The organism is Sphingomonas sp. Leaf357 (genome assembly GCF_001423845.1).
Taxonomy (GTDB): domain Bacteria; phylum Pseudomonadota; class Alphaproteobacteria; order Sphingomonadales; family Sphingomonadaceae; genus Sphingomonas.
The window spans coordinates 1,578,420-1,605,031 of sequence record NZ_LMPM01000001.1; the positions used below are offsets into that span (position 1 = coordinate 1,578,420).

General features: G+C 66.4%; 27 protein-coding genes. 20 read left to right on the top strand and 7 right to left on the bottom strand.

Annotated elements, in window-relative coordinates; all coding sequences use genetic code 11:
• Nucleotides 1-7: 7 nt before the first annotated feature.
• From recO to ASG11_RS07305, 3 genes are read left to right on the top strand one after another with little or no spacing between them, the layout of a single operon-like run.
• Nucleotides 8-634, top strand: coding sequence for a DNA repair protein RecO (gene recO / locus ASG11_RS07295; RefSeq protein ID WP_055777110.1), 627 nt, complete (start codon nt 8-10; stop codon nt 632-634).
• 51 nt (nt 635-685) lie between these two features.
• A complete protein-coding gene (leuB, locus tag ASG11_RS07300) occupies nt 686-1,756 on the top strand; it encodes a 3-isopropylmalate dehydrogenase (RefSeq protein ID WP_055777114.1) in 1,071 nt (356 codons plus the stop codon).
• Nucleotides 1,753-2,853, top strand: coding sequence for a glycosyltransferase family 2 protein (locus tag ASG11_RS07305; protein WP_055777117.1), 1,101 nt, complete (start codon nt 1,753-1,755; stop codon nt 2,851-2,853). Before leuB ends, ASG11_RS07305 begins: the two co-directional genes overlap by 4 nt.
• Nucleotide 2,854: 1 nt before the next feature.
• On the opposite strand, the gene ASG11_RS07310 is transcribed toward ASG11_RS07305, so the two are convergent.
• Complete coding sequence (locus tag ASG11_RS07310; RefSeq protein WP_055777119.1) at nt 2,855-4,102, bottom strand: glycosyltransferase family 39 protein; 1,248 nt, start codon at nt 4,100-4,102, stop codon at nt 2,855-2,857.
• 241 nt (nt 4,103-4,343) lie between these two features.
• Here ASG11_RS07310 and ASG11_RS07315 point away from each other — a divergent pair, with 241 nt between their 5' ends.
• The 6 genes from ASG11_RS07315 (at nt 4,344) to ASG11_RS07335 (ending at nt 7,813) form a co-directional block, all read left to right on the top strand.
• Complete coding sequence (locus tag ASG11_RS07315; protein ID WP_055777122.1) at nt 4,344-5,552, top strand: trans-sulfuration enzyme family protein; 1,209 nt, start codon at nt 4,344-4,346, stop codon at nt 5,550-5,552.
• Nucleotides 5,553-5,554: 2 nt separating this feature from the next.
• A complete protein-coding gene (locus ASG11_RS18690) occupies nt 5,555-5,710 on the top strand; it encodes a hypothetical protein (RefSeq protein ID WP_156363683.1) in 156 nt (51 codons plus the stop codon).
• On the top strand, nt 5,707-6,105 hold the full coding sequence (apaG, locus tag ASG11_RS07320; RefSeq protein WP_055777125.1) for a Co2+/Mg2+ efflux protein ApaG: 399 nt from the start codon (nt 5,707-5,709) through the stop codon (nt 6,103-6,105). Before ASG11_RS18690 ends, apaG begins: the two co-directional genes overlap by 4 nt.
• 112 nt (nt 6,106-6,217) lie before the next feature.
• On the top strand, nt 6,218-7,021 hold the full coding sequence (locus ASG11_RS07325; RefSeq protein WP_055777128.1) for a LysR family transcriptional regulator: 804 nt from the start codon (nt 6,218-6,220) through the stop codon (nt 7,019-7,021).
• A 1-nt stretch (nt 7,022) separates the two neighbouring features.
• Complete coding sequence (locus ASG11_RS07330; RefSeq protein ID WP_055777132.1) at nt 7,023-7,556, top strand: GNAT family N-acetyltransferase; 534 nt, start codon at nt 7,023-7,025, stop codon at nt 7,554-7,556.
• Nucleotides 7,553-7,813, top strand: a complete 261-nt coding sequence (locus ASG11_RS07335; protein ID WP_055780495.1) for a hypothetical protein — start codon at nt 7,553-7,555, stop codon at nt 7,811-7,813. The genes ASG11_RS07330 and ASG11_RS07335 overlap by 4 nt, the downstream gene beginning before the upstream one ends.
• 157 nt (nt 7,814-7,970) lie before the next feature.
• Here the strand turns inward: ASG11_RS07335 and ASG11_RS07340 are convergent, their stop codons facing one another.
• Together ASG11_RS07340 and parE are read right to left on the bottom strand one after the other, a co-directional pair.
• Nucleotides 7,971-9,278, bottom strand: coding sequence for a serine hydrolase (locus ASG11_RS07340; RefSeq protein ID WP_055777136.1), 1,308 nt, complete (start codon nt 9,276-9,278; stop codon nt 7,971-7,973).
• Nucleotides 9,279-9,440: 162 nt separating this feature from the next.
• Complete coding sequence (gene parE / locus ASG11_RS07345; protein WP_055777139.1) at nt 9,441-11,423, bottom strand: DNA topoisomerase IV subunit B; 1,983 nt, start codon at nt 11,421-11,423, stop codon at nt 9,441-9,443.
• A 167-nt stretch (nt 11,424-11,590) separates the two neighbouring features.
• Between parE and ASG11_RS07350 the strand changes: the two genes are divergently transcribed.
• Nucleotides 11,591-12,436, top strand: a complete 846-nt coding sequence (locus tag ASG11_RS07350) for an outer membrane protein (RefSeq protein WP_055780498.1) — start codon at nt 11,591-11,593, stop codon at nt 12,434-12,436.
• 198 nt (nt 12,437-12,634) lie between these two features.
• Here ASG11_RS07350 and ASG11_RS07355 read toward each other — a convergent pair whose 3' ends face one another.
• Nucleotides 12,635-13,372 (bottom strand): GcrA family cell cycle regulator, encoded by a 738-nt coding sequence (locus ASG11_RS07355; RefSeq protein WP_055777141.1) that lies wholly within the window; start codon nt 13,370-13,372, stop codon nt 12,635-12,637.
• Between the two features lie 64 nt (nt 13,373-13,436).
• Between ASG11_RS07355 and ASG11_RS07360 the strand changes: the two genes are divergently transcribed.
• The 7 genes from ASG11_RS07360 to queE all read left to right on the top strand — a co-directional run bounded on the left by ASG11_RS07360 (nt 13,437) and on the right by queE (nt 19,770).
• Nucleotides 13,437-14,288, top strand: a complete 852-nt coding sequence (locus ASG11_RS07360) for an ABC transporter permease (RefSeq protein WP_055777144.1) — start codon at nt 13,437-13,439, stop codon at nt 14,286-14,288.
• A gap of 227 nt (nt 14,289-14,515) precedes the next feature.
• Nucleotides 14,516-15,691 carry an aspartate aminotransferase family protein gene (locus ASG11_RS07365; protein WP_443024479.1) on the top strand — a complete coding sequence of 392 codons (1,176 nt, stop codon included), beginning with the start codon at nt 14,516-14,518 and terminating at the stop codon, nt 15,689-15,691.
• Between the two features lie 156 nt (nt 15,692-15,847).
• Nucleotides 15,848-16,771 (top strand): ornithine carbamoyltransferase, encoded by a 924-nt coding sequence (gene argF, locus ASG11_RS07375; RefSeq protein ID WP_082472648.1) that lies wholly within the window; start codon nt 15,848-15,850, stop codon nt 16,769-16,771.
• A 114-nt stretch (nt 16,772-16,885) separates the two neighbouring features.
• On the top strand, nt 16,886-17,797 hold the full coding sequence (hslO, locus tag ASG11_RS07380; protein WP_055777151.1) for an Hsp33 family molecular chaperone HslO: 912 nt from the start codon (nt 16,886-16,888) through the stop codon (nt 17,795-17,797).
• Between the two features lie 105 nt (nt 17,798-17,902).
• Nucleotides 17,903-18,247 carry a DUF3617 domain-containing protein gene (locus tag ASG11_RS07385; protein WP_236697416.1) on the top strand — a complete coding sequence of 115 codons (345 nt, stop codon included), beginning with the start codon at nt 17,903-17,905 and terminating at the stop codon, nt 18,245-18,247.
• A 202-nt stretch (nt 18,248-18,449) separates the two neighbouring features.
• A complete protein-coding gene (gene queC / locus ASG11_RS07390; RefSeq protein ID WP_055777154.1) occupies nt 18,450-19,136 on the top strand; it encodes a 7-cyano-7-deazaguanine synthase QueC in 687 nt (228 codons plus the stop codon).
• Nucleotide 19,137: 1 nt separating this feature from the next.
• A complete protein-coding gene (queE, locus tag ASG11_RS07395) occupies nt 19,138-19,770 on the top strand; it encodes a 7-carboxy-7-deazaguanine synthase (RefSeq protein ID WP_055777158.1) in 633 nt (210 codons plus the stop codon).
• 180 nt (nt 19,771-19,950) lie between these two features.
• Here the strand turns inward: queE and ASG11_RS07400 are convergent, their stop codons facing one another.
• From ASG11_RS07400 to ASG11_RS07410, 3 genes are all read right to left on the bottom strand, one after another.
• Nucleotides 19,951-20,649, bottom strand: coding sequence for an SDR family NAD(P)-dependent oxidoreductase (locus tag ASG11_RS07400; RefSeq protein ID WP_055777161.1), 699 nt, complete (start codon nt 20,647-20,649; stop codon nt 19,951-19,953).
• Nucleotides 20,650-20,779: 130 nt separating this feature from the next.
• Nucleotides 20,780-22,156 carry a methyl-accepting chemotaxis protein gene (locus ASG11_RS07405; RefSeq protein WP_055777164.1) on the bottom strand — a complete coding sequence of 459 codons (1,377 nt, stop codon included), beginning with the start codon at nt 22,154-22,156 and terminating at the stop codon, nt 20,780-20,782.
• A gap of 48 nt (nt 22,157-22,204) precedes the next feature.
• A complete protein-coding gene (locus ASG11_RS07410; protein WP_055780508.1) occupies nt 22,205-23,548 on the bottom strand; it encodes a methyl-accepting chemotaxis protein in 1,344 nt (447 codons plus the stop codon).
• 200 nt (nt 23,549-23,748) lie between these two features.
• On the opposite strand from ASG11_RS07410, the gene sdhC reads away from it, so the two are divergent.
• Genes sdhC through sdhA form a run of 3 tightly spaced genes read left to right on the top strand, consistent with a single transcriptional unit; the run spans nt 23,749 to nt 26,353 of the window.
• Nucleotides 23,749-24,165 carry a succinate dehydrogenase, cytochrome b556 subunit gene (gene sdhC / locus ASG11_RS07415; RefSeq protein ID WP_269083374.1) on the top strand — a complete coding sequence of 139 codons (417 nt, stop codon included), beginning with the start codon at nt 23,749-23,751 and terminating at the stop codon, nt 24,163-24,165.
• Nucleotides 24,165-24,551, top strand: coding sequence for a succinate dehydrogenase, hydrophobic membrane anchor protein (gene sdhD / locus ASG11_RS07420; protein WP_055777171.1), 387 nt, complete (start codon nt 24,165-24,167; stop codon nt 24,549-24,551). Before sdhC ends, sdhD begins: the two co-directional genes overlap by 1 nt.
• The gene (gene sdhA / locus ASG11_RS07425) at nt 24,551-26,353 is read left to right on the top strand and encodes a succinate dehydrogenase flavoprotein subunit (protein WP_055777174.1); all 1,803 of its coding nucleotides are present in this window, start codon (nt 24,551-24,553) and stop codon (nt 26,351-26,353) included. The genes sdhD and sdhA overlap by 1 nt, the downstream gene beginning before the upstream one ends.
• The last annotated feature ends 259 nt before the right edge of the window (nt 26,354-26,612 follow it).

Below are 26,612 nucleotides of genomic sequence, written 5' to 3' on the forward strand. Positions count from 1 at the left end.
CGGGGGCATGCATCTGCGCGCCGAAGCCCTGATCCTTGCCGTCCGTCCGCACGGCGAGAACAATGCGATCGTCCGCGCGCTGACAGCCGAGCATGGCTTGCAGGCGGGCTATGTGCGCGGCGGGCGGTCGCGACGGATCCGGCCGATCCTGCAACCGGCCAATCTGGTGCTGGGCCAGTGGCGCGCGCGGACCGAGGAGCAGCTGGCCGGGCTGACGCTGGAGCTGATCCACAGCCGCGCGCCGCTGTATGGCGAGCCGTTGCCCGCAGCGGCGCTGGAATGGGTGACGGCGCTGACCGCGACGGCCTTGCCCGAGGGGCAGCCCTATCCGCGTCTGTACGGCGCGCTGGACGGGGTGATCGGGGCGATCGAGGCGGCACCGGCGGCGCGCGGCTGGGCGGTGGCGCTGGCGCGCTACGAACTGCTGGTGTTGGCGGAACTCGGTTACGGGCCGGAGATGGACGACCTGCCCGACATCCTGCGCACCGGCGGCGAGGCGGGCTGGGACGATATCCTGGCGGCGTTGAAGGTGACCGGGCAGGCGCTGGAGGCCGACATTCTGACCGACCGGCGCGCGGAGACGCTGGCCGGGCGGGCGCGGCTCGTGGAACGGCTGAAAAGGGCGGTTGCGTGAGGGCGGACGGGGCGGCAAAGGCAGCACCACGAATTGGGGTGGGAATCTGATATGCCATTGATCGCAATTCTGCCCGGCGACGGGATCGGCCCGGAAGTGACCGCCGAGGCGCGCCGCGTGCTGGATGCGTTGGATGAGAACGGGGCGCTCGACCTGACGTTCGAGGAGGCCTTGGTCGGCGGGGCGGCCTATCACGCCACGGGGCATCCGTTGCCGCCCGAGACGCTCGATCTGGCGAAGCGCGCCGATGCGATCCTGTTCGGGGCGGTCGGCGATCCGTCCTGCGATGCGCTGGAGCGGTCGCTCCGGCCGGAACAGGCGATCCTGGGGCTGCGCAAGGAACTGACTTTGTTCGCCAACCTGCGCCCGGCCAAGCTGTTTCCGGGGCTGGAGGACGCCTCCGCGCTCAAGCCCGAGGTCGCGGCGGCGATCGACATGGTGATCGTGCGCGAACTGAACGGCGACGTCTATTTCGGCGAGAAGGGGTTCCGCAAGACCCCCGCCGGCCTGCGCGAAGGATATGACGTGATGTCCTATGACGAAGCCGAGGTGACGCGGATCGCGCATGTCGGGTTCAAGACCGCGCAGAAACGTGGGCGCAAGCTGTGTTCGGTCGACAAGGCCAATGTGCTGGAGACGTCGCAATTGTGGCGCGACGTGGTGATCGAGATTTCGGCGCACTATCCCGACGTCGCGCTGACCCATATGTATGTCGACAATGCCGCGATGCAGCTGGTGCGCGATCCCGGGCAGTTCGACGTGATCGTCACCGGCAATCTGTTCGGCGACATCCTGTCCGATCAGGCCAGCATGTGTGCCGGATCGATCGGCATGCTGCCCTCCGCCAGCCTCGATAGCGCGGGCAAGGGGCTGTACGAACCGATCCACGGCAGCGCCCCGGACATTGCCGGGCAGGGCAAGGCCAACCCTTGTGCCACGATCCTGTCGGCGGCGATGCTGTTGCGCCATTCGCTGGGGCTGGACGACGCGGCCGACCGGATCGAGGTGGCGGTGGGCACGGCGCTGACCGGTGGCGCGCGCACCGCCGATCTGGGCGGTACGCTGTCGACGCGCGCGATGGGCGACGCGGTGCTGGCCGCTCTTCAGGAAGGACAGGCGTGAGCGAACTTCTGGAACTCGCGGTCGTCATCCCGACCTTCAACGAATCGAAGAACGTGCCGCTGCTCGTCGCCAAGCTCGACGCGGCGCTGGCCGGGCGCAATTGGGAAGCGATCTTCGTCGACGACAACAGCCCCGACGGCACGGCCGATGCCGCGCGCGCGATCGGGCGGCGCGACCCGCGCGTGCGGGTGATCCAGCGGATCGGCCGGCGCGGCCTGTCCTCGGCCTGTATCGAGGGGATGTGCGCGACCGCAGCGCCGGTCGTCGCGGTGATCGACGGCGATCTGCAGCATGACGAGACGATCCTGCCCAAGATGCTCGATGCCCTGCAGGCGGACGAGACGCTGGACGTGGTGATCGGATCGCGTTTCGTCGATGGCGGCGGGACGGGCGACTGGGACAGCGACCGGGTGGCGAAATCCGCCTTCGCGACCAAGCTTTCGCGGCAGGTGCTGAAGGCCGACCTCAGCGATCCGATGAGCGGGTTCTTCATGATCCGGGCCGGCATCGTGCGCGACCTGACGCCGCATCTGAACGCGATCGGCTTCAAGATCCTGCTCGACCTGATGACCGGTTCGCCCCGCCCGCTGAAGTTCCTCGAACTGCCCTACACCTTCCGGGTGCGGACCGAGGGCGAGAGCAAGCTGGATCACGTCGTGGCGATGGAGTATCTGATCGCGATCTACGACCGGATGTTCGGGCGGATCATTCCCGTCCGGTTCGCGATGTTCTCGGCGATCGGGGCGCTTGGCGCGCTGGTGCATTTCCTCGTGCTCGGGCCGTTGTTCAAGGAAGGGATCCTCAGCTTCCTGTGGGCGACGATCGTGGCGACCGTCGTGGCGATGACGTTCAACTTCTTCCTGAACAACGCGCTGACTTACCGCGACAGCCGGCTGAAGGGTGCGAAGCAGTTGTTCGACGGCTGGCTGACCTTCTGTCTGGTCTGCTCGGTCGGAGCGGTGGCAAACATCGGCGTCGCCGCGTTCCTGTACGACGCCAAGGCGGATACCTGGGCGCTCTCGGCGCTGGCCGGCATCGCGGTGAGCGCGGTGTGGAATTACGCGCTTTCGTCGCGGTTCACCTGGGGCCGGTATTAATTCACGGCCAGGTCGGGAACCACATCCAGCGGTGGAAGGCCTGCGGCCCGGACAGCGCCGCGGCCGAGAGGATCGGGTAGAAGAGCAGGAACAGCCCCGCACTGAGGACGAGGAACGCCTCGTCCCAATGCGGGCGCGTCGCGCGCAGATCGTCGAACGCGGCGGCGAGCGCGAGGCACAGGAAGATCGTCGACGGATAATAATAATAGAAGAAGCCCAGCGACTTGGGGATGATCGCCCAGATGAGCAGCGAAGCGAGCCAGACGCCCGCGACGCCGGCCAGCTTCATCGCATCGCGCCGCCACCCCGCCCACGTGCAATAGCCGACCGCCGCCAGCCCGCCCCACAGGATCGCCGGATTGCCGAGCAGCAGGATGCCGCGCTGCGCGCCGTCGACGGCTTCGTAGAGATACCAGATCGGGCGGATCATCAGCGGCCAGGTCCACCACGCGGACTGATAGGGGTGGGGCGGCAGGATCTGGGTCTGCTGCTGGTACATGGTCCACTGGTATGGCAGCAGCCTGCCGAGCGTCAGCGGATCGTTGGCGTAGAAGAAGGCCGGTGCGAAGGTCAGCAGATAGACGAGCACGCTGACCGCGCCGAGCGTCGCCAGCGCCGGGATCGCCCGCATGCCGCGCCAATGCGCGCCACCGTTCCGGGCGTCGCGCCATCGCACGAAGAGGAAGGCCATGCCCGCCCACGCCACATAGGGCGCCGCCGCCCATTTCACCCCGACCGCGAGGCCGAGCAGCACGCTGCCGACGATCCAGTGCCGCCACACCCGATCCGGTGGCGCATAAGCGGAGCGGAGCAGAGCGAGGATCGCCAGCACCAGGAACGCGGCCATGAACCCGTCGAGCATCCCGATCCGCGCCTGAATGAACACCGTGAAGTTGAGCATCGCCAGCAGCGCGCCGACCAATGCCGGGCGCACGCGGTGGAACAGCACCCACAGGATCCAGAACACGCCCAGCACCACGATCGTCGCGGCGACGGCCGAGGGGATGCGCCAGCCATATTGATTGTCGCCGAACAGCAGGATGCCGAGCGCGATCAGCATCTTGCCGAGCAGGGGATGTTCGATGTTGGTCGGCGCATCGAGCGTGAGCAGGATGCGCGCCGCGCGGACGTAATGCACCTCGTCGAACACCAGGATGCTGGGGCGCGCGATGTCGAGCGTGAACAGGAATTGCGCCGCCGCGCCGATCGCCGTCGCGGTGAGGATCGGGCGGGGCGGAGATTTGGCCATCGTTTCGCTATTCCCCCTTAGCCCCTCCCTTTCAAGGGAGCAGTCCTCTCCCATCCGGCCTCGTCACCCCGGACATGTTCCGGGGTCCACCAAGCGGCTTTCGAAACGAATAGAGGCTCGATCGCCCAGGTTGCGGCCCAGTGGACCCCGGAACACGTCCGGGGTGACAGAGGAAAGACCGACTCTGCTCCGCCTCACTAGAGGTTGACGTGGCCTCGTCCCTCCCGGCAAAGCGTCCCGCATGAAACGCCGTACCGGACAGAACCGCGAGATCACCGCCAACTGGCGCCCGGCCACGCAGGCCGTGCGCGGCGGCACCGCGCGCAGCGAGTTCGGCGAGACGTCCGAGGCGCTGTTCCTGACCTCGGGCTATGCCTATGATTGCGCCGCCGACGCCGCGGCGCGCTTCGCCGGCGAACAGGTCGGCATGACCTATTCGCGGTTGCAGAACCCGACCGTGCAGATGCTGGAGGAGCGCATCGCGCTGCTGGAGGGCGCCGAGGCGTGCCGGACGATGGCCACCGGCATGGCGGCGATGACCGCCGTATTGCTGTGCCAGCTCGAACAGGGCGATCATCTCGTCGGCGGGCGCGCCGCGTTCGGTTCGTGCCGCTGGCTGACCGACACGTTGTTGCCCAAGTTCGGCATCCAGACGACGATCGTCGATGCGCGCGATCCGCAGGCCTTCGCCGATGCGGTGCAGCCGAATACGAAGGTGTTCTTCTTCGAGACGCCGGCCAATCCGACGATGGACGTCGCCGATTTGCAGGCGATCTGCGACATCGCGAAACGGCACGGCATCACCACGGTGGTCGACAATGCCTTCGCCACGCCCGCTTTGCAGCGGCCGATGGAGTTCGGCGCGGACGTGACCGCCTATAGCGCGACCAAGATGATGGACGGGCAGGGGCGCGTGCTGGCCGGCGCGGTGTGCGGGACGAGCGCGTTCATCGACGACGTGCTGCTGCCCTTCACGCGCAACACCGGGCCGACGCTCAGCGCGTTCAACGCCTGGGTCGTGCTGAAGGGGCTGGAGACGCTCGATCTGCGCATCAACCGGCAGAGCGAGAATTCGCTCAAGGTCGGCCGCTTCCTCGAAACCCGCGTGCCGCGCATCCTGCATCCGGGCCTGCCGAGCCATCCGCAGCACAATCTCGCGATGCGCCAGATGAGCGCGTGCGGGCCGATCTTCGCATTCGAGGTCGAGGGCGGGCGGAAGCAGGCGCACGGCCTGCTCGATGCGCTGGAGCTGGTCGATATCTCGAACAATATCGGCGATTCGCGCTCGCTGATGACGCATCCGTCCTCGACCACGCATTACGGCGTCGCCGAGGACAAGCGCATCGAGATGGGGGTGACGGAGAACCTTCTGCGCCTGAACGTCGGGCTCGAGGATCCGGAGGATGTTATCGCCGATCTCGACCAGGCGCTGACGGCGGTGGGATTGTGACGATGAGCGCCTCTTCCGTCCTGCAGCGCTTCCCCGGCGAAGGCCGGGGCCCAGTCGCGGAGCAGAAGATTGCGGGCGCTGCGCTTCATTATTTCGACCTTCGCGACTGGGCCCCGGCCTTCGCCGGGGAAGCGATTTCTGTCGCGGTGGAATTGTGAAGGCGCTGTTCCCCAACGTCGCCGAGACGCGGGGGATCGTCGTGCGGGTGTCGGTCAGCTATCTGCCCGAACAGTCCGAGCCGCAGCGCGGGCGCTGGTTCTGGGCCTATCACGTGCGGCTGGAGAATGAGGGCAATCAGGCGGTGCAGTTGCTCACGCGGCACTGGATCATCACCGACGGGCGCGGCGCGCGCCATTCGGTCGAGGGTGAGGGCGTGGTCGGCGAGCAGCCGCTGATCCTGCCCGGCGCGAGCTTCGATTACGTCTCGGGCTGCCCGCTGGCGACGCCGAGCGGCAATATGCAGGGCAGCTATCACATGATGGGGGAGGACGGCGCCGCGTTCGACGTGGACATCCCGAAATTCGCGCTGCTCGCGCCCGCGGTGGGCGCGTGAGCGTCCGTGGTCACCCTCACCCTTCGCCGCCTTCGGCGTCTTTTCCCTCTCCCGATGGGAGAGGGAAGGGGCCCGCTCGGCGCAGCCGAGTGGGAAGGGTGAGGGTGACGGCATGAAACGCACGCATCTCCCGCTCAACGGCCTGCGCGTGCTCGACGCCGCCGCGCGGCATCTGTCGTTCACCCGCGCGGCCGACGAACTCGCCGTCACGCCCGCCGCCGTCGGGCAGCAGATCCGCGCGCTGGAGGATACGCTGGGCGTCGTGCTGTTTCGCCGCACCACCAAGGGCCTCGAACTGACGCCGGAGGGCGAGGCTGGCCTCGGCCCGTTGCGCCAGGGGTTCCTCGAATTCGAGGAAGCGGTGCGCGCGATGCAGGCGGGGCAGACGTCGAAGTCGCTGACCATTGCCGCGCCGCGCGACCTGACCGAGAAGTGGCTGATGCCGCGTCTCGCCGCGATTGCGCGTGGCGACGGCGAACTGCGTTTCGCCCTGGTTTCGGCGGACGACGATATCGACTTCACCGAGGCCAATCTCGATCTCGCAATCCGTTGGGGCGACGGGCCGGGCGCGCATGAGGGCGAGGCGCTTGAATCGGAGGGCATGGTGACGATCGCGCGGCCCGGCGGCGGGGTGAATACACGGATTTCCTGGCCCGGATGCCTGAACGACGATGCCGCGTCGCTGGTCCGCGTCGGCGATGCGGGGCTCGCGCTGGATGCCGCCGCCGAGGGGCTGGGACGTGCGACGGTGCCCGAACTGCTCGCCGCCGGCGATATCGCCGCCGGGCGCGTTGTCGTGCTGGGCGATCCGCAGCCGTCCGCCAAGGGCTATTGGCTGGTCGCGCCGCTGCCGCAATGGCGGCAGAAGAAGGTCAAGGCGCTGGTCGACGCGCTGGTCGGGGCGACGACCGCCTGAGATGGCCGGCGAGCCGATTCTGGAGAGCGCGCGATTGCGCCTGCGGCCGCAACGGATCGGGGATGCCGAGGCGCTGTTCGAGGCCTATGGCGACGCCGAGCTGATGCATTACTGGTCGAGCGGACCGCATGCCGACGTGGTCGACACGCGCGATTATCTGGCGGCGCGGCTAGACAAGAGCGACTGGCGCGGCTGGGCGATCACGCTGACGGACGACGACCGGGCGATCGGAACGGTCGCGGCGGGCGAGCGGCGATCGGGCGTGACGGAGATCGGTTATATGCTGGTCCGCTCCGCCTGGGGGCATGGCTATGCACGCGAGGCGGTGTCGCGGGTGATCGACCTGCTGGTGCGCGAGGAAGGGCATCGCAAGATCTTCGCCGATACCGATCCCGACAATGCGGCGTCCAACGCGCTGCTCGCGTCGCTCGGTTTCCACCGCGAGGGCCTGCTGCGCGCGGAATGGGAAACGCATATCGGCGTGCGCGACACCGTGGCCTGGGGCCTGCTCGCCGACGAATGGACCAGCCGATGATGACCCCACCCGATCTGAACGACGCGGCGCAGCGTGCCGCGTACCGCCGCGAACTGCGCTACGTCGCGCGGCCGTTGCGGCTGGCCGGACTGGCGTTCGCCCTGCTCGGCGTGCTGCTGGTCGTCGGACGGCTGCTGTGGTGGCGGGCGATGCCGATCGCCATCCCGGCGGCGGCGTTGGCGCTGGGCGCGTTCAACATGGTGGCGGGGATGGCGATCCGCACGCTGTATCACGCGCGGCGGATGCGGGGGGAATAGGGGCGGCATCCGTTCGAGTTAGAACGGGTTACCTCATAGCCGTCTGTGCTGAGCTCGTCGAAGCACTGCCTTTCTCATCTGCCGTCGAAAAGAAGGACAGCCCTTCGACAAGCTCAGGGCAGACGGGTGGAGGCCATGCGAGCATCCAGAAAAAGGCTCAATACCCCGCCGCGAGTTCCACCGCGCGGGTCATCAGGCCGGCGAAGCGGGCATCGTCCACCGCCGCCTCGGTATCGTTCCAGCTGGCCGACATGGCATACCAGCGTCCGTCCTTCGCCTGCGCGAGGAAGCTCATCGCGATCACGCCGGGTTCGGACCCGCCCTTGTAGCCGAGATATTGCCACTTGCCCGCCGGCCCTGCGCCGACGCCGGAATTCTTGGCGAGGATCGCGCGGGCGCGAGTTGCGGGGCCGGTTTCGCTGTGGCGGCGGAGCCAGTCCAGCGTGCGGATGATGTCGGCGGGCGAGGCGAACCATTCCAGCTCGTCGATCCGCACCGGCTTGCCGTCGACGAACAGGCTCTTGTCGATCGCCGCGTTGGGCATCGCCGCGACCTCGCCGTCGAGCAACGCGCGGCGTCCCGCGATATCGAGTGCCGCCCAGCGCGCGCCCAATGGGCTGCCCTTCAGCTTGAACAGTTCCAGCGGCCCGAGGAATGGCTGCATGCCCCTGGGGTTCCTGATTCCCACCACCGGCAGCATCGCCTCCACCTTGTCGCGACCGAGCGCGCGCAGCAGGATGTCGGTCGCGCTGTTGTCGCTGACCGAGATCATTCGCTCGGCGAGCTCATAGAGCGACACTTTGGTGCCGACCGGTGCCTGCGTGTAGCCGCCGCCGGGCAGCGGGCGACCGTCCAGGGTGACGGTGTCGTCCCAGTGCCGCATCCCCGCCGCGATGCCGCGTACCAGTTCGGCGAGGATGACGAGCTTGAATTCCGATCCGATCGCGAAGACCGTATCGGCGCCGCGCTGGCTGAGCATTTCGGGCGCGCCGGCACCGAGTTTCGCCAGCGCGAAGCCGGTCCGGCCGGGCAGCTTGGCGAGTCCCGCATCGACGGCGGCGAGCGAGGCCTCGCTGCTCGACATGCCGGTGATGCGCAGACCGATGATCTGGTGCGTCTGCGGATCGACCGCGATCTGCGCGCTGGCCCGGCCGCGTTCATAGGCGATGACGATCGCCGCGCTCCACGGATTGACCGGGGCGACGCTTTCGATGCGGATCGCCTTTCCGCCGGTCGCGGTGAGTTGCTTGGCGAATCCGTCGAAGGCCGTTTTCGGCACCGCGCCGATGAATGTGGGCGAGAAGGCGGCGGTGTAATCGCCGCCGCCGTTGAACAGCGGGATGAGATCTTCGATGCGGCGCTGCAGCTCGGGGGCGGGCTGGATCGCGGGTGCGGCGGCCGGCACCGTCTGGGCGGTCGCGGGGAGGGCGATCAGGAGGGCAAAGCTGGCGAGGGCGTGGCGCATGTGGGTCGGTGTCCTTCGAACTGATCCTCCCCGGCACGGGGAGGGGGACCATGAGCATTCAGCGAATGGTGGAGGGGGCTCTCCGCGAGCGAAGCGCTACTGGCCCGCCCCCTCCGTCAGCCTGCGGCTGCCACCTCCCCGTGCCGGGGAGGAGCGCCATCCTCAAGCGTCGATCGCCTCCTCGTCGATCCGCGCCGCATTCTCCTGGATGAAGGCGAAGCGGTGCGCGGGGTTGTTGCCCATCAGGCGATCGACCAGATCCTTCACGCCCGCGCGTTCCTCATATTCCTGTGGCAGGGTGATGCGCAGCATGCTGCGCGTCTTCGGGTCCATCGTCGTTTCGCGCAGCTGCATCGGGTTCATTTCGCCAAGGCCCTTGAAGCGCGCGACATCGACCTTCTTGCCCTTGAACGCGCCGTTCTCGATCTTCGTCCGGTCGGTATCGTCCATCGCGTAGAGCGACTTGGTGCCGGCGGTCAGGCGGTAGAGCGGCGGCTGCGCGAGATAGAGGTGCCCGCGCCGCACGAGTTCCGGCATCTCCTGGAAGAAGAAGGTCATCAGCAGGGTCGCGATATGCGCGCCGTCGACATCGGCGTCGGTCATGATGACGATGCGTTCGTAGCGCAGGTTTTCCGCCACGCAATCCTTGCGCGTGCCGCAGCCCAACGCCTGGATCAGATCGGCGATCTCGGAGTTGGCGGCGATCTTCTGCAACGTCGCCGATGCCACGTTCAGGATCTTGCCGCGAATGGGCAGGATCGCCTGCGTCTTGCGGTCGCGCGCCTGTTTGGCGCTGCCGCCGGCGCTGTCGCCCTCGACGATGAAGAGTTCGGTGCCCTTGGGGTCGTCCGACGAGCAGTCGGTGAGCTTGCCCGGCAGGCGCAATTTGCGCGCCGACGTGGCGGTCTTGCGCTTGACCTCGCGTTCCTGCTTGCGGCGCAGGCGTTCGTCCATCCGCTCCAGGATGTAGCCGAGCAAAGCCTTGCCGCGGTCCATGTTGCGGCTGAGCCAATGGTCGAAATGGTCGCGCATCGCCTTTTCGACCAGTGCGGCGGCCTCCGGGCTTGTCAGGCGATCCTTGGTCTGGCTCTGGAATTGCGGTTCGCGGATGAACACGCTGAGCATCAATTCGCTGCCGACCATCACGTCGTCCGCCGTGATATCCTTCGCCTTCTTATTCCCCACCAAGTCGCCGAACCCGCGCAGGCCGCGCACCAGAGCGGCGCGCAGGCCCGCTTCGTGCGTGCCGCCGTCGGGCGTGGGGATGGTGTTGCAATACCAGCTGTAGGACCCGTCGCTCCACAGCGGCCACGCAACCGCCCATTCGGCGCGGCCCTGATTCTCGCCCGGGAAATCCTGCGATCCGGCGAAGAAGTCGGCGGTGGCGCATTCGCGCCCGGCGATCTGGTCCTTGAGGTGGTCGGCGAGGCCGCCGGGGAACTGGAACACCGCCTCGGCCGGCGTGTCGTCGGAGATCAGGTCCGGCGAACATTTCCAGCGGATCTCGACGCCGGCGAACAGATACGCCTTGGAGCGCGCCAGCTTGTAAAGCCGCGCCGGCTTGAAATGCAGTTCCGGCCCGAAGATCTCGACGTCCGGCACGAAACTGACCGACGTGCCGCGCCGGTTCGGCGTGGGGCCCAGCGCCTCCAGCGGCCCCTGCGTGATCCCGCGCGCGAAACGCTGCCGATAGACGGTCTTGTTGCGCGCCACCTCGACCACCGTGTCGGACGACAGCGCGTTGACCACCGAAACGCCCACGCCGTGCAGCCCGCCGCTGGTCGCATAGGCCTTGCCGTCGAACTTGCCGCCGGAATGCAGCGTGGACAGGATCACCTCCAGCGCGCTCTTGTCCGGGAACTTGGGATGCGGATCGACCGGGATGCCGCGTCCGTTGTCGACGATGGTCAGCCGGTTGCCGGGTTCGAGGTGCATCTCGATCCGCGTCGCATGGCCCGCGACCGCTTCGTCCATCGCATTGTCGAGCACTTCAGCGGCGAGATGGTGCAAGGCGCGTTCGTCGGTGCCGCCGATATACATGCCCGGACGGCGGCGGACGGGCTCGAGCCCCTCCAGCACTTCGATCGAGGAGGCATCGTAATCGGTGGTGGCGTTGGTCTTGGAAGCGAACAGGTCATCGGCCATAGCTCAGCTATAGGGGCGCGAGGGGGCGGGTGCCAAGCGGGCGAAACGCCATTCGATCCGGGCCGGTGTGGCCATAATGACACATGACGCGGAAATGTCGGAAGCGATGCGGCTTTATCGCGTTCGCATCGTTCCTGCTGCTGCAACGCACCATTTGGAGTATCACGATGCGCAGCCAGTTCTTTCTTTCCCTCGCCGCCGGCACCGCCGCGCTTTCTTTTGCGGCACCCGCCTTTGCCCAGGACGCAGCGCCGGAGCGCGCTCCGTTCGACGGCCTGTATGTCGGCGGTTCGGTCGGGTTCGATGCCCAGCCCAGCGATGCACGCAGCACGTTGCTGTTCGATCGCAACCTCGACGGCACGTTCGGTGACACCGTGACGACATCGACCGGCGCCAACGCCTTCTCGCCGGGTTTTTGCAACGGCGCAGCAACGTCGACTGCCCCGGTCGCATGCCGTAACGACAAGGATAACATCTCTTACGCCGGCCGTATCGGCATCGATAAGCAGTATGGCAACCTCGTTGCCGGCGTTGTCGGTGAATTCGGCAAGTCGAAGATCAACGACAGCACGTCGGGTTTCAGCACGACGCCAGCGAGCTACACTTTCTCGCGCTCGATCAAGTATAACGCCAACCTGCGCGCACGCGTTGGTTATGCAGCCAACACCACGCTGTTCTACGCAACCGCTGGTGGTGCCTATGCGAAGCTGAACCATCGTTTCACGACGTCCAACACCGCCAACGCTTTCGCGTCGCGCGGCGATCGCGACGTGTGGGGCTACACCGGTGGCGGCGGCATCGAGCAGAAGCTCGGTCGTCATTTCTCGATCGGCCTCGAATATCTGTACACGCAGTACAAGGACAACGATTATACCGTCCGTGTGACGCAGGGTACGGCACCGGCGACCAACCCGTTCGTGCTCGCACCGAACACCGGCGGTACGGACATCATTCGCTCGGACGACAAGTTCCGTTCGCACAGCGTGCGCGCGACGGCGGCGTTCCGCTTCTAAGAGATGTGCGAAATGTTCCGGTCGTCAGCGGCCGGGACATTTTCAGGTCGGGTGTTTGCAGCCCGACCGGCGCGGCCCCGGGATCCATGGCTCGGACAGCAATCTAGTCACCCGGACGACCCACGCTGCCATGCATAAGAAAAACCCCGCCGTGGCAGACGCCGCGGCGGGGTTTTCGTTTGTCGGACTGGCGACCGGTCAGCGAACGCGCGCGCCGCCGAAGGGCAGTGGCGGCGGCGGGCGGCGATCGCGGCGCGGCAGCTGCGCCTGATAGGCGTGGCCGCAATGCGCGACGCAATAGGGGAAGCCCGGATTCACCTTGTCGCCGCAGAAGTGGAAGTCCGGCTCGCCGGGATGGCCCAGCGGCCATTTGCAGACCTTGTCGTTCAGATCGAGCAGGCTCGTCTTGTCGGCCATCTCGGCCGAGGGCTTGGCGGGAACGAGGCGGCGCGGCGGGGCCGGGGTGATCGGCGCCTGCTGTTCGCCAGGCGCCTGACGCAGAAACCCGCCCGGGCCGACCGAGCGCATGATCGGTGGCGGCGGCGCGGCGGGCGCGGCGACCGCGGCCGGTGCCTCGTCGATCTCGTCCTCTTCCTCGTCGTCGATTTCGGGCTCGGGGGCGGGCGTCGGCGCGGCGACACGCTCGACCGGCTTCGGCGCGGGCGGGGCGGCTTTCGGCACCGGCGGTGCCTTGGCCTCGACCGGCGCGGCGGGGGCCGCCGCCGCCGTTGCTGCTGCGACTGGCTTTTCGGCCTTGGGCGCGGCGGGCTCGTTCGGCTTCACCGGCGAAGGACGCGATTGCAGGCCGAGGCGATGCGCCTTGCCGATCACGGCGTTGCGGCTGACGCCGCCCAGTTCCTCGGCGATCTGGCTGGCGGTGCTGCCGCCTTCCCACATCTTGCGCAGCGTATCGATACGCTCGTCGGTCCAGCTCATTCTCTCGTCCTCGATTAGCCATGCCGGGTTGCGGGCGGCCCGCCCACGCTTTAGCGCGTGTGCTATGAGCAGCCAGCCCCCTATCGGTCAAATACCTTCGGCGGTGATGAACGCCCCCGGCGTGCCGGTCATCCGGAACGTCAATTGGGGCGGTCTTCGAACGCTCTATATCAAGGAGGTGCGGCGTTTCTTCAAGGTCCACCTGCAAACGGTGTGGGCACCGGCGATCACGACGCTGCTGTTCCTGATCGTCTTCAGCATCGCCACCGGCGCGAAATTGCCGGTGCATATCGGCGGCGCGGAGATTCCGTTCGCCGAATTCATCGCGCCGGGCCTGATCATTTCGCAGGGCATGATGGGACCGGCGTTCGCCAATGCCAGCTTCTCGCTGATGGTCGGCAAGATTCAGGGCACGATCGTTGATTACCTGCAGCCGCCGCTGTCGACGATGGAATTGCTCACCGCCTTGCTGGGTGGCGCGATGACGCGCGCGTTCATCGTCGGCTTCGTCGTGTGGGCGGCGATGATGGTCTATGGCGTGCACCTGATCCCGGCGCATTTCTGGGCGGTTCTGTGGTTTGGGTTCCTCGGCACGATGTTCCTCGCGCTGCTCGGCGTGCTGACCTCGATCTGGGCGGACAAGTTCGATCATGCCGCCGCCGTCACCAATTTCGTGGTCACGCCGCTCGGGCTGCTGTCGGGCACCTTCTACTCGGTCGACAAGCTCGCGCCGTCGTTCCGCGCGTTCAGCCATGCCAACCCGTTTTTCTACATCATCTCGGGCTTCCGGTACGGCTTCCTGGGGGTCGCCGATTCGCCGATCTGGATCGGCAGCCTGCTGATCTTCGCGATCGACGCGGTGCTGGCGATCGGCTGCTACGCGCTGCTGCGCTCGGGCTGGAAGATCAAGAACTGAGGCGGCAAAGCCTGTAGACCTGCTTCCTTTTTCTCCTTCGTGGTCTTCGTGGCTTCGTGTGAAATTCGATTTTTCCACACAAAGCCACAAAGACACGAAAAGGGAGGAAGGGCTTAGAGCAGCGGTGTTGCGCTTCTGCAGGGATATCCGTAAAAATGCCCTTCGGGCGACCGGATGGGTCGCCCTTTTGCTTTTTTGGGAGACCCACCGTGCCGATCACCCCCCTGATGCCCGTGTACCCGCGTTGCGGCGTACGCCCGGTGCGAGGCGAGGGGGTGTATCTGTTCGGCGAACGCGGCGAAAAGTATCTCGACTTCGCCAGCGGCATCGCGGTCAACGCGCTCGGCCATGGCCACCCCAAGCTGGTCGAGGCGATCGCGAAGCAGGCGGCGACCCTGATGCACGTCTCGAACCTCTACGGCAGCCCGCAAGGCGAGAAGTTCGCGCAGCGGCTGGTCGACAACAGCTTCGCCGATACGGTGTTCTTCACCAATTCGGGCGCGGAGGCGGTGGAATGCGCGATCAAGACCGCGCGGCGCTATCATTTCGCCAACGGCAATCCGCAGCGGCACACGCTGATCACCTTCAACAACGCGTTCCATGGCCGCACGATCGGCACGATCAGCGCGACCAACCAGCCGAAGATGCGCGACGGGTTCGAACCGCTCCTGCCGGGCTTCAAATACGCGCCGTTCAACGATCTGGCGGCCGCCTTGGCGCTGGTCGATGACAACACCGCCGGCTTCTTGGTCGAGACGATCCAGGGCGAGGGCGGCGTCACCGCCGGCACGGACGAGTTCATCCAGGGCCTGCGCAAGGCGTGCGACGATCATGGCCTGCTGCTGGTGCTGGACGAGGTGCAATGCGGCTACGGCCGCACCGGCAAGATGTGGGCGTACGAGCATGCCGGCATCACGCCGGACATCATGTCGGTCGCCAAGGGCATCGGCGGCGGCTTCCCGCTGGGCGCGTGCCTCGCCACCGAAGAGGCGGCCAAGGGCATGGCGATCGGCACGCACGGTTCGACCTATGGCGGCAACCCGCTGGCGATGGCGGCGGGCGAGGCGGTGCTGGACGTGATCCTGGAGGAGGGCTTCCTCGACCGCGTCGCGGCGATGGGCGAACGGTTGCGCTCGGCACTCGAACAGATGATGCCGAACCATGATACCGTGTTCGACAGCGTGCGCGGACGCGGCCTGATGACCGGCATCAAGTTGAAGGACGCCGCCGTCGCCCGCGATTTCGTGGCGCATGCGCGCGATCATCACGGTCTGCTGACCGTGGCGGCGGGCGAGAACGTCGTGCGCGTGCTGCCGCCTTTGGTGATCGAGGAAAGCCATATCGCGGAGTTCGTCGAGAAGCTGAGCGAGGCGGCGCGGACGTATGAGCCGGTGGATGCGTAGCGGCCTGACCATTTCCCTCTCCCTTTGGGAGAGGGAAGGGGCCCGCGAGGCGAAGCCGAGTGGGAAGGGTGAGGGCGATATCGCGTGCCTGCTCACCCTCACCCTCACCCTTCCGTCGCTGCGCTCCTCCCTCCCTCTCCCAAAGGGAAAGGGAATTTGACCTACCGCCACTTCCTCGATCTCGCCGACGCCGGGGGCGACGGTATCGCCGCGATGATCGCCGATGCGCTGGATCGCAAGGCGCTGCGCAAGGGCTGGCCCAAGGGCAAGGCCGATACCGACGCGCCACTCGCCGGGCACGTTCTCGGCATGGTGTTCGAGAAGAATTCCACCCGCACGCGCGTGTCCTACGACATGGCGATGCGGCAATTGGGCGGCTCCTCGATCGTGCTCGACGCCGGCACCACGCAGCTCGGGCGCGGCGAGACGATCGCGGATACCGCGCGCGTCCTGTCCGGTTATTGCGACGCGATCATGATCCGCACCGACGATCACGCCAAGATCGTCGAGATGGCCGATTATGCCAGCGTCCCCGTGATCAACGGCCTGACCGACGCCTCGCACCCCAGCCAGATCGTTGCCGACCTGCTGACGATCATCGAAAGCGGCAAGGCGCTGCCCGGCCTGAAGGTCGCGTGGCTGGGGGACGGCAACAACGTGCTCGCGTCGATCATGGAGGCCGGCGGACTGATGCAGTTCGACGTGGTGGCGGCCTGCCCGCAGGGGTTCATGCCGTCGGAAGCGGACGTGGCGCGGGGCGGCGGTCGCGCGCGCGTCGTCGGCACGGCGGCGGAGGCGGTCGAGGGGGCGGACGTCGTCGTCACCGACACCTGGATCTCCATGGGCCAGGCGCACGCCGAGACCAAGCTGGCGGCGATGTGGCCCTATCAGGTCGACGAAGCGCTGATGGCGGCGGCCAAGCCCGACGCGAAGTTTCTCCACTGCCTGCCCGCGCATCGCGGCGAGGAGGTGACCGACGCGGTGATGGACGGGCCGCAATCCTTGATCTGGCAGGAAGCGGAGAACCGGCTGCACGCGCAGAAATCGATCCTGCGCTGGTGCTTCGGGCAGATCGGTTGATCGGAGCTCCGACGCTTCCTATTTCCGTCATGCCAGCGCAGGCTGGCATCTCCCTCCACCTTGCGCACCCGTGCGGCATGAGATCCCAGCCTTCGCTGGGATGACGGAAATTATATGGACGATCCCAAACTCGACGACACCGACCGCGCGCTCGGCTTCACCATTCCCGGCCGCCATGCGCGCGGGCGGGTGGTGCGGCTCGGGCCGACGCTCGACATCATCCTGGCGGCGCATGCCTATCCGCCGCCGATCGAGGCGCTGCTGGCGGAGGCGCTGACGCTCGCCGCGCTGATCGGATCGACGCTGAAGGACGCCGGCGGCCAGCTGACTTTGCAGGCGCAGACCGATGGCGGCATCGTCAAGCTGCTGGTGTGCGATTACAAGGGCGGCGAGCTGCGCGGGTATGTGCAGTTCGATGCCGATCGTCTGGCGGCCGGGCCGGAGGATCCGAGCCTGTTCGCCCTGTTCGGCACCGGCTATCTCGCGATCACCTTCGATCAGGCGGCGACGCGCGAGCGCTATCAGGGCATCGTGCCGCTCGACGGCGATACGCTGGCCGAAGCGGCGCAGAGCTATTTCATGCAGTCCGAGCAGATCCCGACGCTGATCAAGCTCGGCATCCGGCGCCAGCCCGATGGCCGCCACATCGCCGGCGGGCTGTTCCTCCAGCATCTGCCGGAGGGCGAGGACGGGCGTGAGCGGCTGCACGTGCGGCTCGACCATCCCGAATGGGAGCATGTCGCGATCCTCGGCGGCACGATGGGCGCGGACGAACTCGCCGATCCCGTACTGCCGCTCGAAACGCTCGTCTGGCGCCTGTTCAACGAGGAGGACGAGGTGCGCCTGCTGGCGCAGGTGTCGATGTCGCGCGGCTGCCGCTGTTCGCCCGATTATATCGCGCAGGTGCTGGGCCAGTTCCCGCCCGAGGAACAGCGCGAGATGGCCGACGAGAACGGCATGATCGTGGTCGACTGCCAATTCTGCGCGAGCAAGTTTCCCGTCCCGATTGCGGACGTCGTTTCGTAAGCGTTATTGTCAGCCGGGCGGCGGCTCCCCAGATAAGCGGGGGAAGCTGGGACGGGCATGATGCGGGTACGGGCGATATTGACAGGGCTGGGATGTGCTGTCGCGGTGGCCGCACCGGCGCAGGGGCCGTCGCTCGTCGCGCTGAATGGAATCCAGCCGGGCCGGTGGCAGTTGCGCGACATGGACGGCGGCGAAAGGACGTCCTTGTGCGTGGCCGATCCCCGCATGCTGATCCAGTTGCGTCATCCCGGCGCGCAATGTTCGCGGTTCGTGGTCGAGGATCTGCCGAAATCGGCGACGGTGCATTATACCTGCCCCGGCGCGGGCCATGGCCGCACGGTCATTTCGGTCGAAAGCGGGCATCTGATCAGGCTGCGCACGCAGGGCATCGCCGATGGCGCACCGTTCGACGTGAATTACGAAGGCCGTCGCACCGGTGCCTGCCGCTGAGCGATCCCGTTAACGCGTTGTTTATGCGTGGCGTTCTATAGCGATCAGGTGCCGTCATGGGCATGGAATTCTCCCTGAATTCGGCTTGGACAAGCCAATCCCTGGGTCGCCTTATGGGCGGCCCATTTTTTTTGGCGCGCACTGATCGCTGGTTCCCCCGGGGTTGCGAAGCGCGCGGCATCGGCCTAGCGCGCGTCACATCATGACATCTCCTGCACCCTTAGCGGTCGTCCTCGTGTCGGGCGGCCTGGATTCGATGGTTTCCGCCGCGCGCGCGAAGGAGGACGGGTTTCGCCTGCTCGCGCTGTCGATCGACTACAACCAGCGCCATCAGGTCGAACTCGCCGCCGCGCGCCGCATCGCCGCCAAGCTGGACGCGGACCGCCACATCGTCCTGCCGCTAGATCTGTCGGCATTCGGCGGCTCCGCGCTGACGGCGGACATCGACGTGCCGAAGGACGGGGTCGGGCCGGGCATTCCCGTGACGTACGTCCCGGCGCGCAACACGATCTTCCTCAGCCTGGCGCTCGGCTGGGCAGAGGCGATGGGTGCGCGCGATCTGTATATCGGCGTCAACGCGCTGGATTATTCCGGCTATCCCGATTGCCGCCCCGAATTCATCGCCGAGTTCGAGAAGCTGGCCGAGGTCGCGACCAAGGCCGGCGTCGAAGGACAACCGTTCAAGATCCACGCGCCGCTGCAGGACATGACCAAGGCCGACATCGTGCGCGAGGCGGCTCGGCTGGGGCTCGACGCCGGGATGAGTTGGTCGTGCTACGATCCGGCACCGGGATCGCTGCATTGCGGCCAGTGCGACAGCTGCCGCTTGCGCGCCAAGGGGTTCGAGGACGCCGGCCTGCCCGATCCCACGCGCTACGCCGCACTGTAACATGAGCTACGCGGTCAAGGAGATGTTCCTCACGCTGCAGGGCGAGGGGGTTCATGCCGGCCGCCGCGCGGTGTTCGTGCGGTTCGCCGGCTGCAATCTGTGGTCGGGCCGCGAGCAGGACCGGGCGAGCGCGGTGTGCCGGTTCTGCGACACCGATTTCGTCGGCACCGATGGGCTGGGGGGCGGCAAGTTCGCCGATGCGCCGGCGCTGGCCGGGGCGGCGGCGGATTTCTGGGGCGCGGGCATTGACAGCCGCTTCGTCGTGCTGACCGGGGGCGAGCCGATGCTGCAGGTGGACGACGCGATCGTCGATGCGCTGCATGCGCGCGGTTTCGAGATCGCGATCGAGAGCAACGGCACGCTGCCGGTCCATCCCGGTATCGACTGGGTGTGCATCAGCCCCAAGGCGGGCAGCGAGGTGGTGCAGCGTGCGGGCGACGAACTGAAGCTTGTCTGGCCGCAGCCGGGCAGCGACGTGCCGGCGATGGAAGGCTGGGACTTCACCCATTTCCTGCTCCAGCCGATGGACGATCCGCACGCGGCGGACAATCACGCGGCGGCGATCGATCTGGTCATGCAGCGACCGAAATGGCGGCTGACGATCCAGACGCACAAATTGCTGGGGCTGCGGTAAATCGTTCAGCGCAGGCTTGAAGCGCGATGATTTAAAATAGAACCGTTCGTGCCGAGCCTGTCGAAGCACGTGTCCCACCATCTCCGGTCGGCCTCGGACACGTCCTTCGACAAGCTCAGGACGAACGGAGGGTGGATGGGTCAACCCGACGTGATCATGCGCCAGACCACCCGGGATGGATCAGCGTACGTAACTGGCCCCGTTCACGTCGATCACGCCGCCGGTCATCGAGGGCGGAGCTTCCAGCGCGAGGAACTTCGCCGCCGTCGCGACCTCGTCCGGCTGCGCGACGCGGCCCAGCGGAATGTCCGCCAGCAATCTGTCGCCACCACGGCTGGCGAGATAGTCGTCGGCCATGCCGGTCATCGTGAAGCCGGGGCAGATCGCGAAGGCCAGGATCCCCTCGGCCGCGTAGCCACGCGCGATGCTCTTCGTCATCGCGACCATGCCGGCCTTGGACGCGGCATAATGCCAGTGCGCCGGCGAATCGCCGCGATAGGCGGCGCGACTGGCGATGTTAACGATGCGGCCGCCGTTGCCGCGCGACTGGAAATGCGCGACGGCGAGCCGGCAGAGTTCGGCGCTGGCGGTCAGGTTGATGCGCATCGTGCGCTCCCAATCGGCGACCCAATCGTCATGCGGGCGGTCGAGCGGGTTCGCCTCGAACACACCGGCATTGTTGATCAGCACGTCGATCCGGCCGCCGAGCCGGTCGAGCGCGGCGGCCCACAGCGCCTGCGGGGCCGCCGGATCGGAGAAATCGGCGGGGATGCCGCTGGTCGTGCCATGGCCGATCAGCGTGACGTCCGGCAGATCGAGCGCCTGCGCGATCGCCGCGCCGATGCCGCGGCTGCTGCCGGTCAGGAGGATATTGGTCATCGGCGTGTGTCTAGTCGTAGCACGAGAAGCGTTCAACAGATCGTCGCCCCGGCGCAGGCCGGGGCCGCAGTTTCAAGCGATCGTTCTTGCCGGTTACGCGGCGGCCCGGCCTGCGCCGGGGCGACGCTATTTACGCCGCCGCGCTCTCCGAGAAACTGTCCGCCGCGCCCTTCAGCGAATCGAGCCTGTCGTTGATCTCGGCGAAGTCGCGTTCGAGCGTGTCGATCTCGCTTGCCACGGTTTCGGTATCTTCCCGGATCGCGGCGATGGTGTTGGCCATTGAATCCGCCGCCAGCGCGGTTTCGTCCACCGCCGCGGTGATCGCGGTGACGGTCTGCGCCTGTGCTTCCATCGCGGCGCGGATGCGATCGGCGGAAATCTGGACTTCCGCCACCGTCGCCTTGATGCCGGCATTGGTCTCGACCGCGGACTGGGTCGCGGACTGGATCGCGGCGATCTTGCCGGCGATGTCGTCGGTAGCGCGCGCGGTCTGGTTGGCGAGGCTCTTCACCTCCTGCGCGACGACCGCGAAGCCGCGACCGGCATCGCCCGCACGGGCCGCCTCGATCGTGGCGTTCAGGGCGAGCAGGTTGGTCTGTCCGGCAATGTCGCGGATCAGGCCGAGGATCGATTCGATCGACTTGGCGTGATCGCTGAGCGCTTCGGACATGCCCACCGCCACGCCGGCCTGGCCGGAGGCGCGATCAGCGATCTCGCGGGCGGCCTCGACCTCGCTGCGGGCATCCTCGATCGCGCGGATCAGGCCGGCCGAGGTCTGTGCCGCCTCGCGCATCGCCACCGCCGACTGTTCGGCGGCGGAGGCCACGTCGGAGGTCTTGCCGAGCATTCCGCGAGTCGAGGCGGAAGTGCCGCGCGCGCGCACGCGGATGCCGGTGCCGAGCGCGGCGGTACCCTGGATCGATTGCGCGATATTCTCGCTGAACCGGGCCGAACGTTCGCGGCGTTCCTCGCGCGTGCGGGCCGCATCGCACTGGCCGAGATGCGTGGTCATCGCATCGGCCTCGACCAGGGCGAGGCGCTGGATCACGTCGGACAGCCGGCGGAAGCGTGCGCTGTCGTCACCCAGTTTCTCGGCGATGATCTGCAGCGTCTGGCTGTGCGCGAAGCTGAGCGAAGACAAGAGAGCGGGCAGCGGCACGCCGTTCTGATAGGATTCGCTGGCATGGCCGAACGCCATCATCATCCACGCGTCGGAAAACGGATCGGCATATTTGGCGTGGGTGTAGCGCGCACTTTTGGCGATGCGCTTGTTCAGGCGCGCCTCGTCGAAAAACGGACGCAGATGCTCGGTCGCGGGCAGATCGATGTAATACTTCCAGAAGGCGGCCGAAATCCGCGCCTCCGATCCGGCGATCAGCGCGCAGATGTCCGCGCTGCCGGGGCGGATGCACTGGTCCCAGTCGTAATCGGCGACGCGCTGCGCCGCCGATCGGGCCACGCCGATCCATCCGGAGGTGAGATCAGTCGCTTGTGACGCGCGCGCCATGTCGGGTTATCCTCTCCTGCGATGCCCCGTCTGCCTTCGGCAGAACGGTTATGCGGCAACCTTGGTGACGAATTCTCCAGCGCTGTTCTTCAGCGTGCCGAGCCGGCCCTCGAGCGAATCGAAGCCCTGGCCGACGAGATCGATTTCGGAGGCGACGCTCTCGGTATCCTCGCGGATCGCGGCGATCGTGTTGGACATCGAATCGGCCGCCAGGGCGGTTTCGTCGACCGCGGCGGTGATCGCGGTGACGGTCTGTGCCTGGGCTTCCATCGCGAAGCGGATGCGGTTGGCGCTTTCCTGCACCTCGGCGACGGTCGATTTGATGCTCGCATTGGTTTCGACCGTGGAGCGCGTGGCGGACTGGATCGCGGCGATCTTGGCGGCGATGTCGTCGGTGGCGCGCGCGGTCTGGTTGGCGAGAGATTTCACTTCCTGCGCGACGACCGCGAAGCCGCGTCCGGCATCGCCGGCCCGCGCCGCTTCGATCGTGGCGTTGAGCGCCAGCAGGTTGGTTTGTCCGGCGATGTCGCGGATCAGCCCGAGGATCGATTCGATCGACTTGGCGTGATCTGACAGGGCTTCGGACATGCCGACCGCGACTCCGGCCTGGCTCGATGCGCGGGTGGCGATCTCGCGTGCCGCTTCCACTTCGGTGCGCGCATCCTCGATCGCGCGGATCAGGCCGGCGGCGGTGTGCGCCGCCTCGCGCATCGCGACCGCGGACTGTTCGGCCGCGGCGGCGACTTCGGACGTCTTGCCGAGCATACCGCGCGCGGAACTGGACGTGCGCATCGATTGGCCGCGCAGCACGGCGCTTTCCTCGGTCGCGTCCTCGACCATCCGGGCGATGCCGTCGCGGAAATCGCCGGCCAGTGCGTCGCGTTCGAGCCGCGCGGTATATTGTCGGAACGCGTTGTAGATCTCGACGGTGATCTCACCCTCCAGCGCGGACAGGCGCATCAGCGTGTCGATCATCACCGGCAGATGGGGATCGTCGAACTTGCAACGCTTGAGCAGGATATCGAGCGCGGCGCGATCGCTCGCACAGGTCATCGACAGCAATGCCATGGTCGAAACGTTGGCCTGGTATCCCGAGGCGACCGATCGCTCCATCGATTCGACCCAGGCCACGCCGGTCACGTCGCAGAATCGGTTGCGCAAGAAGGTGACGCCGAGTTCCAGCATCTTGGTCTCTTCGTGCGGCTGCCAGTTGCGTTCGCCGGGGCTGGCGCGTTTCCACTGGTCCCAGAAGGCCAGGGCCACGTCGCTCGCATCGGGTTCGATGATCTTCCAGACGTCGCGCGCGGCTTCGGCCAGCGAATTGTCGAAATCGAAGGCGCGCAATCGCGCCCTGATGTCGATGGTCGCCGCGATCGACCCGGGAACGGGCATGTCGGTGATGGTCAAGGGGACAACTCCAAATCGAACGCGACCGTGCCGTCCACGCGGAACGGCTTGCCCTCTGGCTAAAGCGATTTGGTTAAGACGCGGTTAGGGGCGCTGAAATGGAACGCGGTGTCGTGCGCCGCAACGCTTGCATCGCACGGTGTGCCGACTAATACGGCGCGATTGCCCGCATGAGGACTTGCCCCTTGGCCACCAAAGCACCCAGCCGCCCGATCTCACCGCATCTGATGCACGTGAAATGGCCGATCAACATGGTCGTCTCGATCGTCCACCGTGCCACCGGCAGCGGCATGGCGACCGTCGGTGCCGGTCTGCTCGTGTGGTGGCTGGCGGCGCTGGCGGCCGGCAAGGACGCCTATGCGACCTTTGTCGACGTGTTCACGTATTCGGCCGGTGGCCTGAACGCGATCGGTTACCTGTTCGGGATCGGTCTCACCTGGTCGCTGTTCCAGCATATGGCGACGGGCATCCGCCACTTCTTCCTCGATGCGGGCGCGAATTACGAATTGAAGAACAACCGTCTGGGCGCGTGGATCACGGTGTCGGCCTCGGCGACGATGACCATCCTGTTCTGGGCATATCTGACGATGGGGAAGCACTGATGGGCGCCGGCACTCGACTCGGTCGCGTTCGCGGCCTCGGCAGCGCCAAGGAAGGCGCGCATCATTGGTGGCACCAGCGCCTGACGGCGGGGGCGAACCTGTTCCTGATGCTGTGGTTCATGATCGCGGTGGCGCGGCTGAATTCGTACGATTTCGAAACCGTGCGGCTGTGGCTGTCCTCGGCCTGGGTCGCGGTGCCGCTCACGCTGCTGGTCGCGTCCGTCTGCTACCACTTCCGCCTCGGGCTGCAGGTCGTGATCGAGGATTACCAGCATGGCGCGGATCGCGTGATCGCGATGGTCCTGCTCAACTTCTTCACCGCCGGCGTCGCCGCCGTCGCGATCTTCTCGATCCTCAGGGTCGCCTTCACCGGGATGCCGAAGTAATGGCCGAAGCTTACAAGATCATCGACCATGTCTATGATGCCGTGGTCGTCGGTGCCGGCGGTTCGGGCCTACGCGCCACGATGGGCATCGCCGAAAGCGGCCTGAAGACCGCCTGCATCACCAAGGTGTTCCCGACGCGCAGCCACACCGTGGCGGCACAGGGCGGCATCGCGGCGAGCCTGGGCAACAATTCGCCCGATCACTGGACGTGGCACATGTTCGATACCGTCAAGGGATCGGACTGGCTGGGCGACCAGGACGCGATCGAATATATGGTGCGCGAGGCACCCGCCGCCGTCTACGAACTCGAACATGCCGGCGTGCCGTTCAGCCGCAACGAGAACGGCACGATCTATCAGCGCCCGTTCGGCGGCCATATGCAGAACATGGGCGAAGGGCCTCCTGTTCAAAGAACGGCAGCCGCCGCCGACCGTACCGGCCACGCGATGCTTCACGCTCTTTACCAGCAGAGCCTGAAGTACGACGCCGACTTCTACGTCGAATATTTCGCGCTCGATCTCATCATGGAGAACGGCAAGTGCCGGGGCGTGATCGCGCTCTGCATGGAAGACGGGTCGATCCACCGGTTCCGCAGCCATTCCGTCGTGCTGGCGACCGGCGGCGGCGGGCGGGTCTATCAGTCGGCGACGTCGGCGCACACCTGCACCGGCGACGGCAACGGCATGGTGCTGCGCGCCGGCCTGCCGCTGCAGGACATGGAGTTCGTGCAGTTCCACCCGACCGGCATCTACGGTGCCGGCGTGCTGATCACCGAAGGTGCACGCGGCGAGGGCGGCTACCTGACCAACTCCGAAGGCGAGAGGTTCATGGAGCGCTATGCGCCGAGCGCCAAGGATCTGGCCTCGCGCGACGTCGTCGCCCGGTCGATGGCGGCGGAAATGCGCGAAGGCCGCGGCGTCGGCAAGGACGGCGACTACATCTATCTGCACCTCGACCATATCGATCCCAAGGTGCTGCACGAACGTCTGCCCGGCATCACCGAAACCGGCAAGATTTTCGCCGGCGTCGATCTGACGCGCCAGCCGTTGCCCGTCACGCCGACCGTGCATTACAATATGGGCGGCATTCCGACGAACTTCCACGGCGAGGTCGTCCATCTGAAGGATGGCGATCCCGATACGGTCGTGCCGGGCCTGTTCGCGGTGGGCGAGGCGGCGTGCGTCTCGGTGCACGGCGCGAACCGCCTGGGATCGAACTCGCTGATCGATCTGGTCGTGTTCGGACGCGCCACCGGCCTGCGGCTCAAGGAGACGCTGAAGCCGAACACGCCGCACAACCCGCTGCCCAAGGATTCGGCCGATCTGGCGCTCGAACGGCTCGACCATTTCCGCAACGCCAAGGGCGCGACGCCCACCGCCCGGATCCGCGCGGAGATGCAGAAGACGATGCAGAAGCATTGCGCCGTGTTCCGCGACACCGCTTTGCTGGCCGAGGGCGTCACCAAGATGGACGCGATCTACAAGAGCATGGAGGATGTCGGCATCCAGGATCGCTCGCTGATCTGGAACACCGATCTGGTCGAGACGATGGAACTCGACAATCTGATCGGCCAGGGCGTCGTGACGATCAAGGGCGCCGCCAACCGCAAGGAATCGCGCGGCGCGCACATGCACGAGGACTTCCCGGATCGCGACGACAAGAACTGGATGAAGCACACCACCGCGACGTTCGAAGGCTGGGGCGGCAAGGGCGGCGTCACGACGCTCGATTTCCGCCCGGTGCACGAATACACGCTTACCGACGAGGTGGAGTATATCAAGCCGAAGAAGCGGGTATATTAATGCATCACGTTGAACTTCGTTTTTAACAGCATTGACCGGGTTCGAATGATGCCGGTTGTCCCACGGATTGGTGATATAATTGATTTAGAGGACGATGGTGAAAGCTACGTACTCAAAGTAAATTCGCTCGTGATTATTGAGCGTGACGGGGTTTGGTCATTTCACTGTAACTTCCGAACTCAAAAAAGCTGGATTGAATAGCGTACTTACAAGCGAGCCGTCAGATCACGTCGCCGAAGGTATTCATTTACTGATCGAT

What these genes read in the sequence shown, in the direction of transcription:
- recO (WP_055777110.1), top strand. Translation starts at nt 8, where the DNA reads ATGCATCTGCGCGCCGAAGCCCTGATCCTTGCCGTCCGTCCGCACGGC.
- leuB (WP_055777114.1), top strand. Translation starts at nt 686, where the DNA reads ATGCCATTGATCGCAATTCTGCCCGGCGACGGGATCGGCCCGGAAGTG.
- ASG11_RS07310 (WP_055777119.1), bottom strand. Translation starts at nt 4,102, where the DNA reads ATGGCCAAATCTCCGCCCCGCCCGATCCTCACCGCGACGGCGATCGGC.
- ASG11_RS07315 (WP_055777122.1), top strand. Translation starts at nt 4,344, where the DNA reads ATGAAACGCCGTACCGGACAGAACCGCGAGATCACCGCCAACTGGCGC.
- ASG11_RS18690 (WP_156363683.1), top strand. Translation starts at nt 5,555, where the DNA reads ATGAGCGCCTCTTCCGTCCTGCAGCGCTTCCCCGGCGAAGGCCGGGGC.
- ASG11_RS07325 (WP_055777128.1), top strand. Translation starts at nt 6,218, where the DNA reads ATGAAACGCACGCATCTCCCGCTCAACGGCCTGCGCGTGCTCGACGCC.
- ASG11_RS07330 (WP_055777132.1), top strand. Translation starts at nt 7,023, where the DNA reads ATGGCCGGCGAGCCGATTCTGGAGAGCGCGCGATTGCGCCTGCGGCCG.
- ASG11_RS07335 (WP_055780495.1), top strand. Translation starts at nt 7,553, where the DNA reads ATGATGACCCCACCCGATCTGAACGACGCGGCGCAGCGTGCCGCGTAC.
- ASG11_RS07340 (WP_055777136.1), bottom strand. Translation starts at nt 9,278, where the DNA reads ATGCGCCACGCCCTCGCCAGCTTTGCCCTCCTGATCGCCCTCCCCGCG.
- parE (WP_055777139.1), bottom strand. Translation starts at nt 11,423, where the DNA reads ATGGCCGATGACCTGTTCGCTTCCAAGACCAACGCCACCACCGATTAC.
- ASG11_RS07350 (WP_055780498.1), top strand. Translation starts at nt 11,591, where the DNA reads ATGCGCAGCCAGTTCTTTCTTTCCCTCGCCGCCGGCACCGCCGCGCTT.
- ASG11_RS07355 (WP_055777141.1), bottom strand. Translation starts at nt 13,372, where the DNA reads ATGAGCTGGACCGACGAGCGTATCGATACGCTGCGCAAGATGTGGGAA.
- ASG11_RS07360 (WP_055777144.1), top strand. Translation starts at nt 13,437, where the DNA reads ATGAGCAGCCAGCCCCCTATCGGTCAAATACCTTCGGCGGTGATGAAC.
- ASG11_RS07365 (WP_443024479.1), top strand. Translation starts at nt 14,516, where the DNA reads ATGCCCGTGTACCCGCGTTGCGGCGTACGCCCGGTGCGAGGCGAGGGG.
- hslO (WP_055777151.1), top strand. Translation starts at nt 16,886, where the DNA reads ATGGACGATCCCAAACTCGACGACACCGACCGCGCGCTCGGCTTCACC.
- queC (WP_055777154.1), top strand. Translation starts at nt 18,450, where the DNA reads ATGACATCTCCTGCACCCTTAGCGGTCGTCCTCGTGTCGGGCGGCCTG.
- queE (WP_055777158.1), top strand. Translation starts at nt 19,138, where the DNA reads ATGAGCTACGCGGTCAAGGAGATGTTCCTCACGCTGCAGGGCGAGGGG.
- ASG11_RS07400 (WP_055777161.1), bottom strand. Translation starts at nt 20,649, where the DNA reads ATGACCAATATCCTCCTGACCGGCAGCAGCCGCGGCATCGGCGCGGCG.
- ASG11_RS07405 (WP_055777164.1), bottom strand. Translation starts at nt 22,156, where the DNA reads ATGGCGCGCGCGTCACAAGCGACTGATCTCACCTCCGGATGGATCGGC.
- ASG11_RS07410 (WP_055780508.1), bottom strand. Translation starts at nt 23,548, where the DNA reads ATGCCCGTTCCCGGGTCGATCGCGGCGACCATCGACATCAGGGCGCGA.
- sdhD (WP_055777171.1), top strand. Translation starts at nt 24,165, where the DNA reads ATGGGCGCCGGCACTCGACTCGGTCGCGTTCGCGGCCTCGGCAGCGCC.
- sdhA (WP_055777174.1), top strand. Translation starts at nt 24,551, where the DNA reads ATGGCCGAAGCTTACAAGATCATCGACCATGTCTATGATGCCGTGGTC.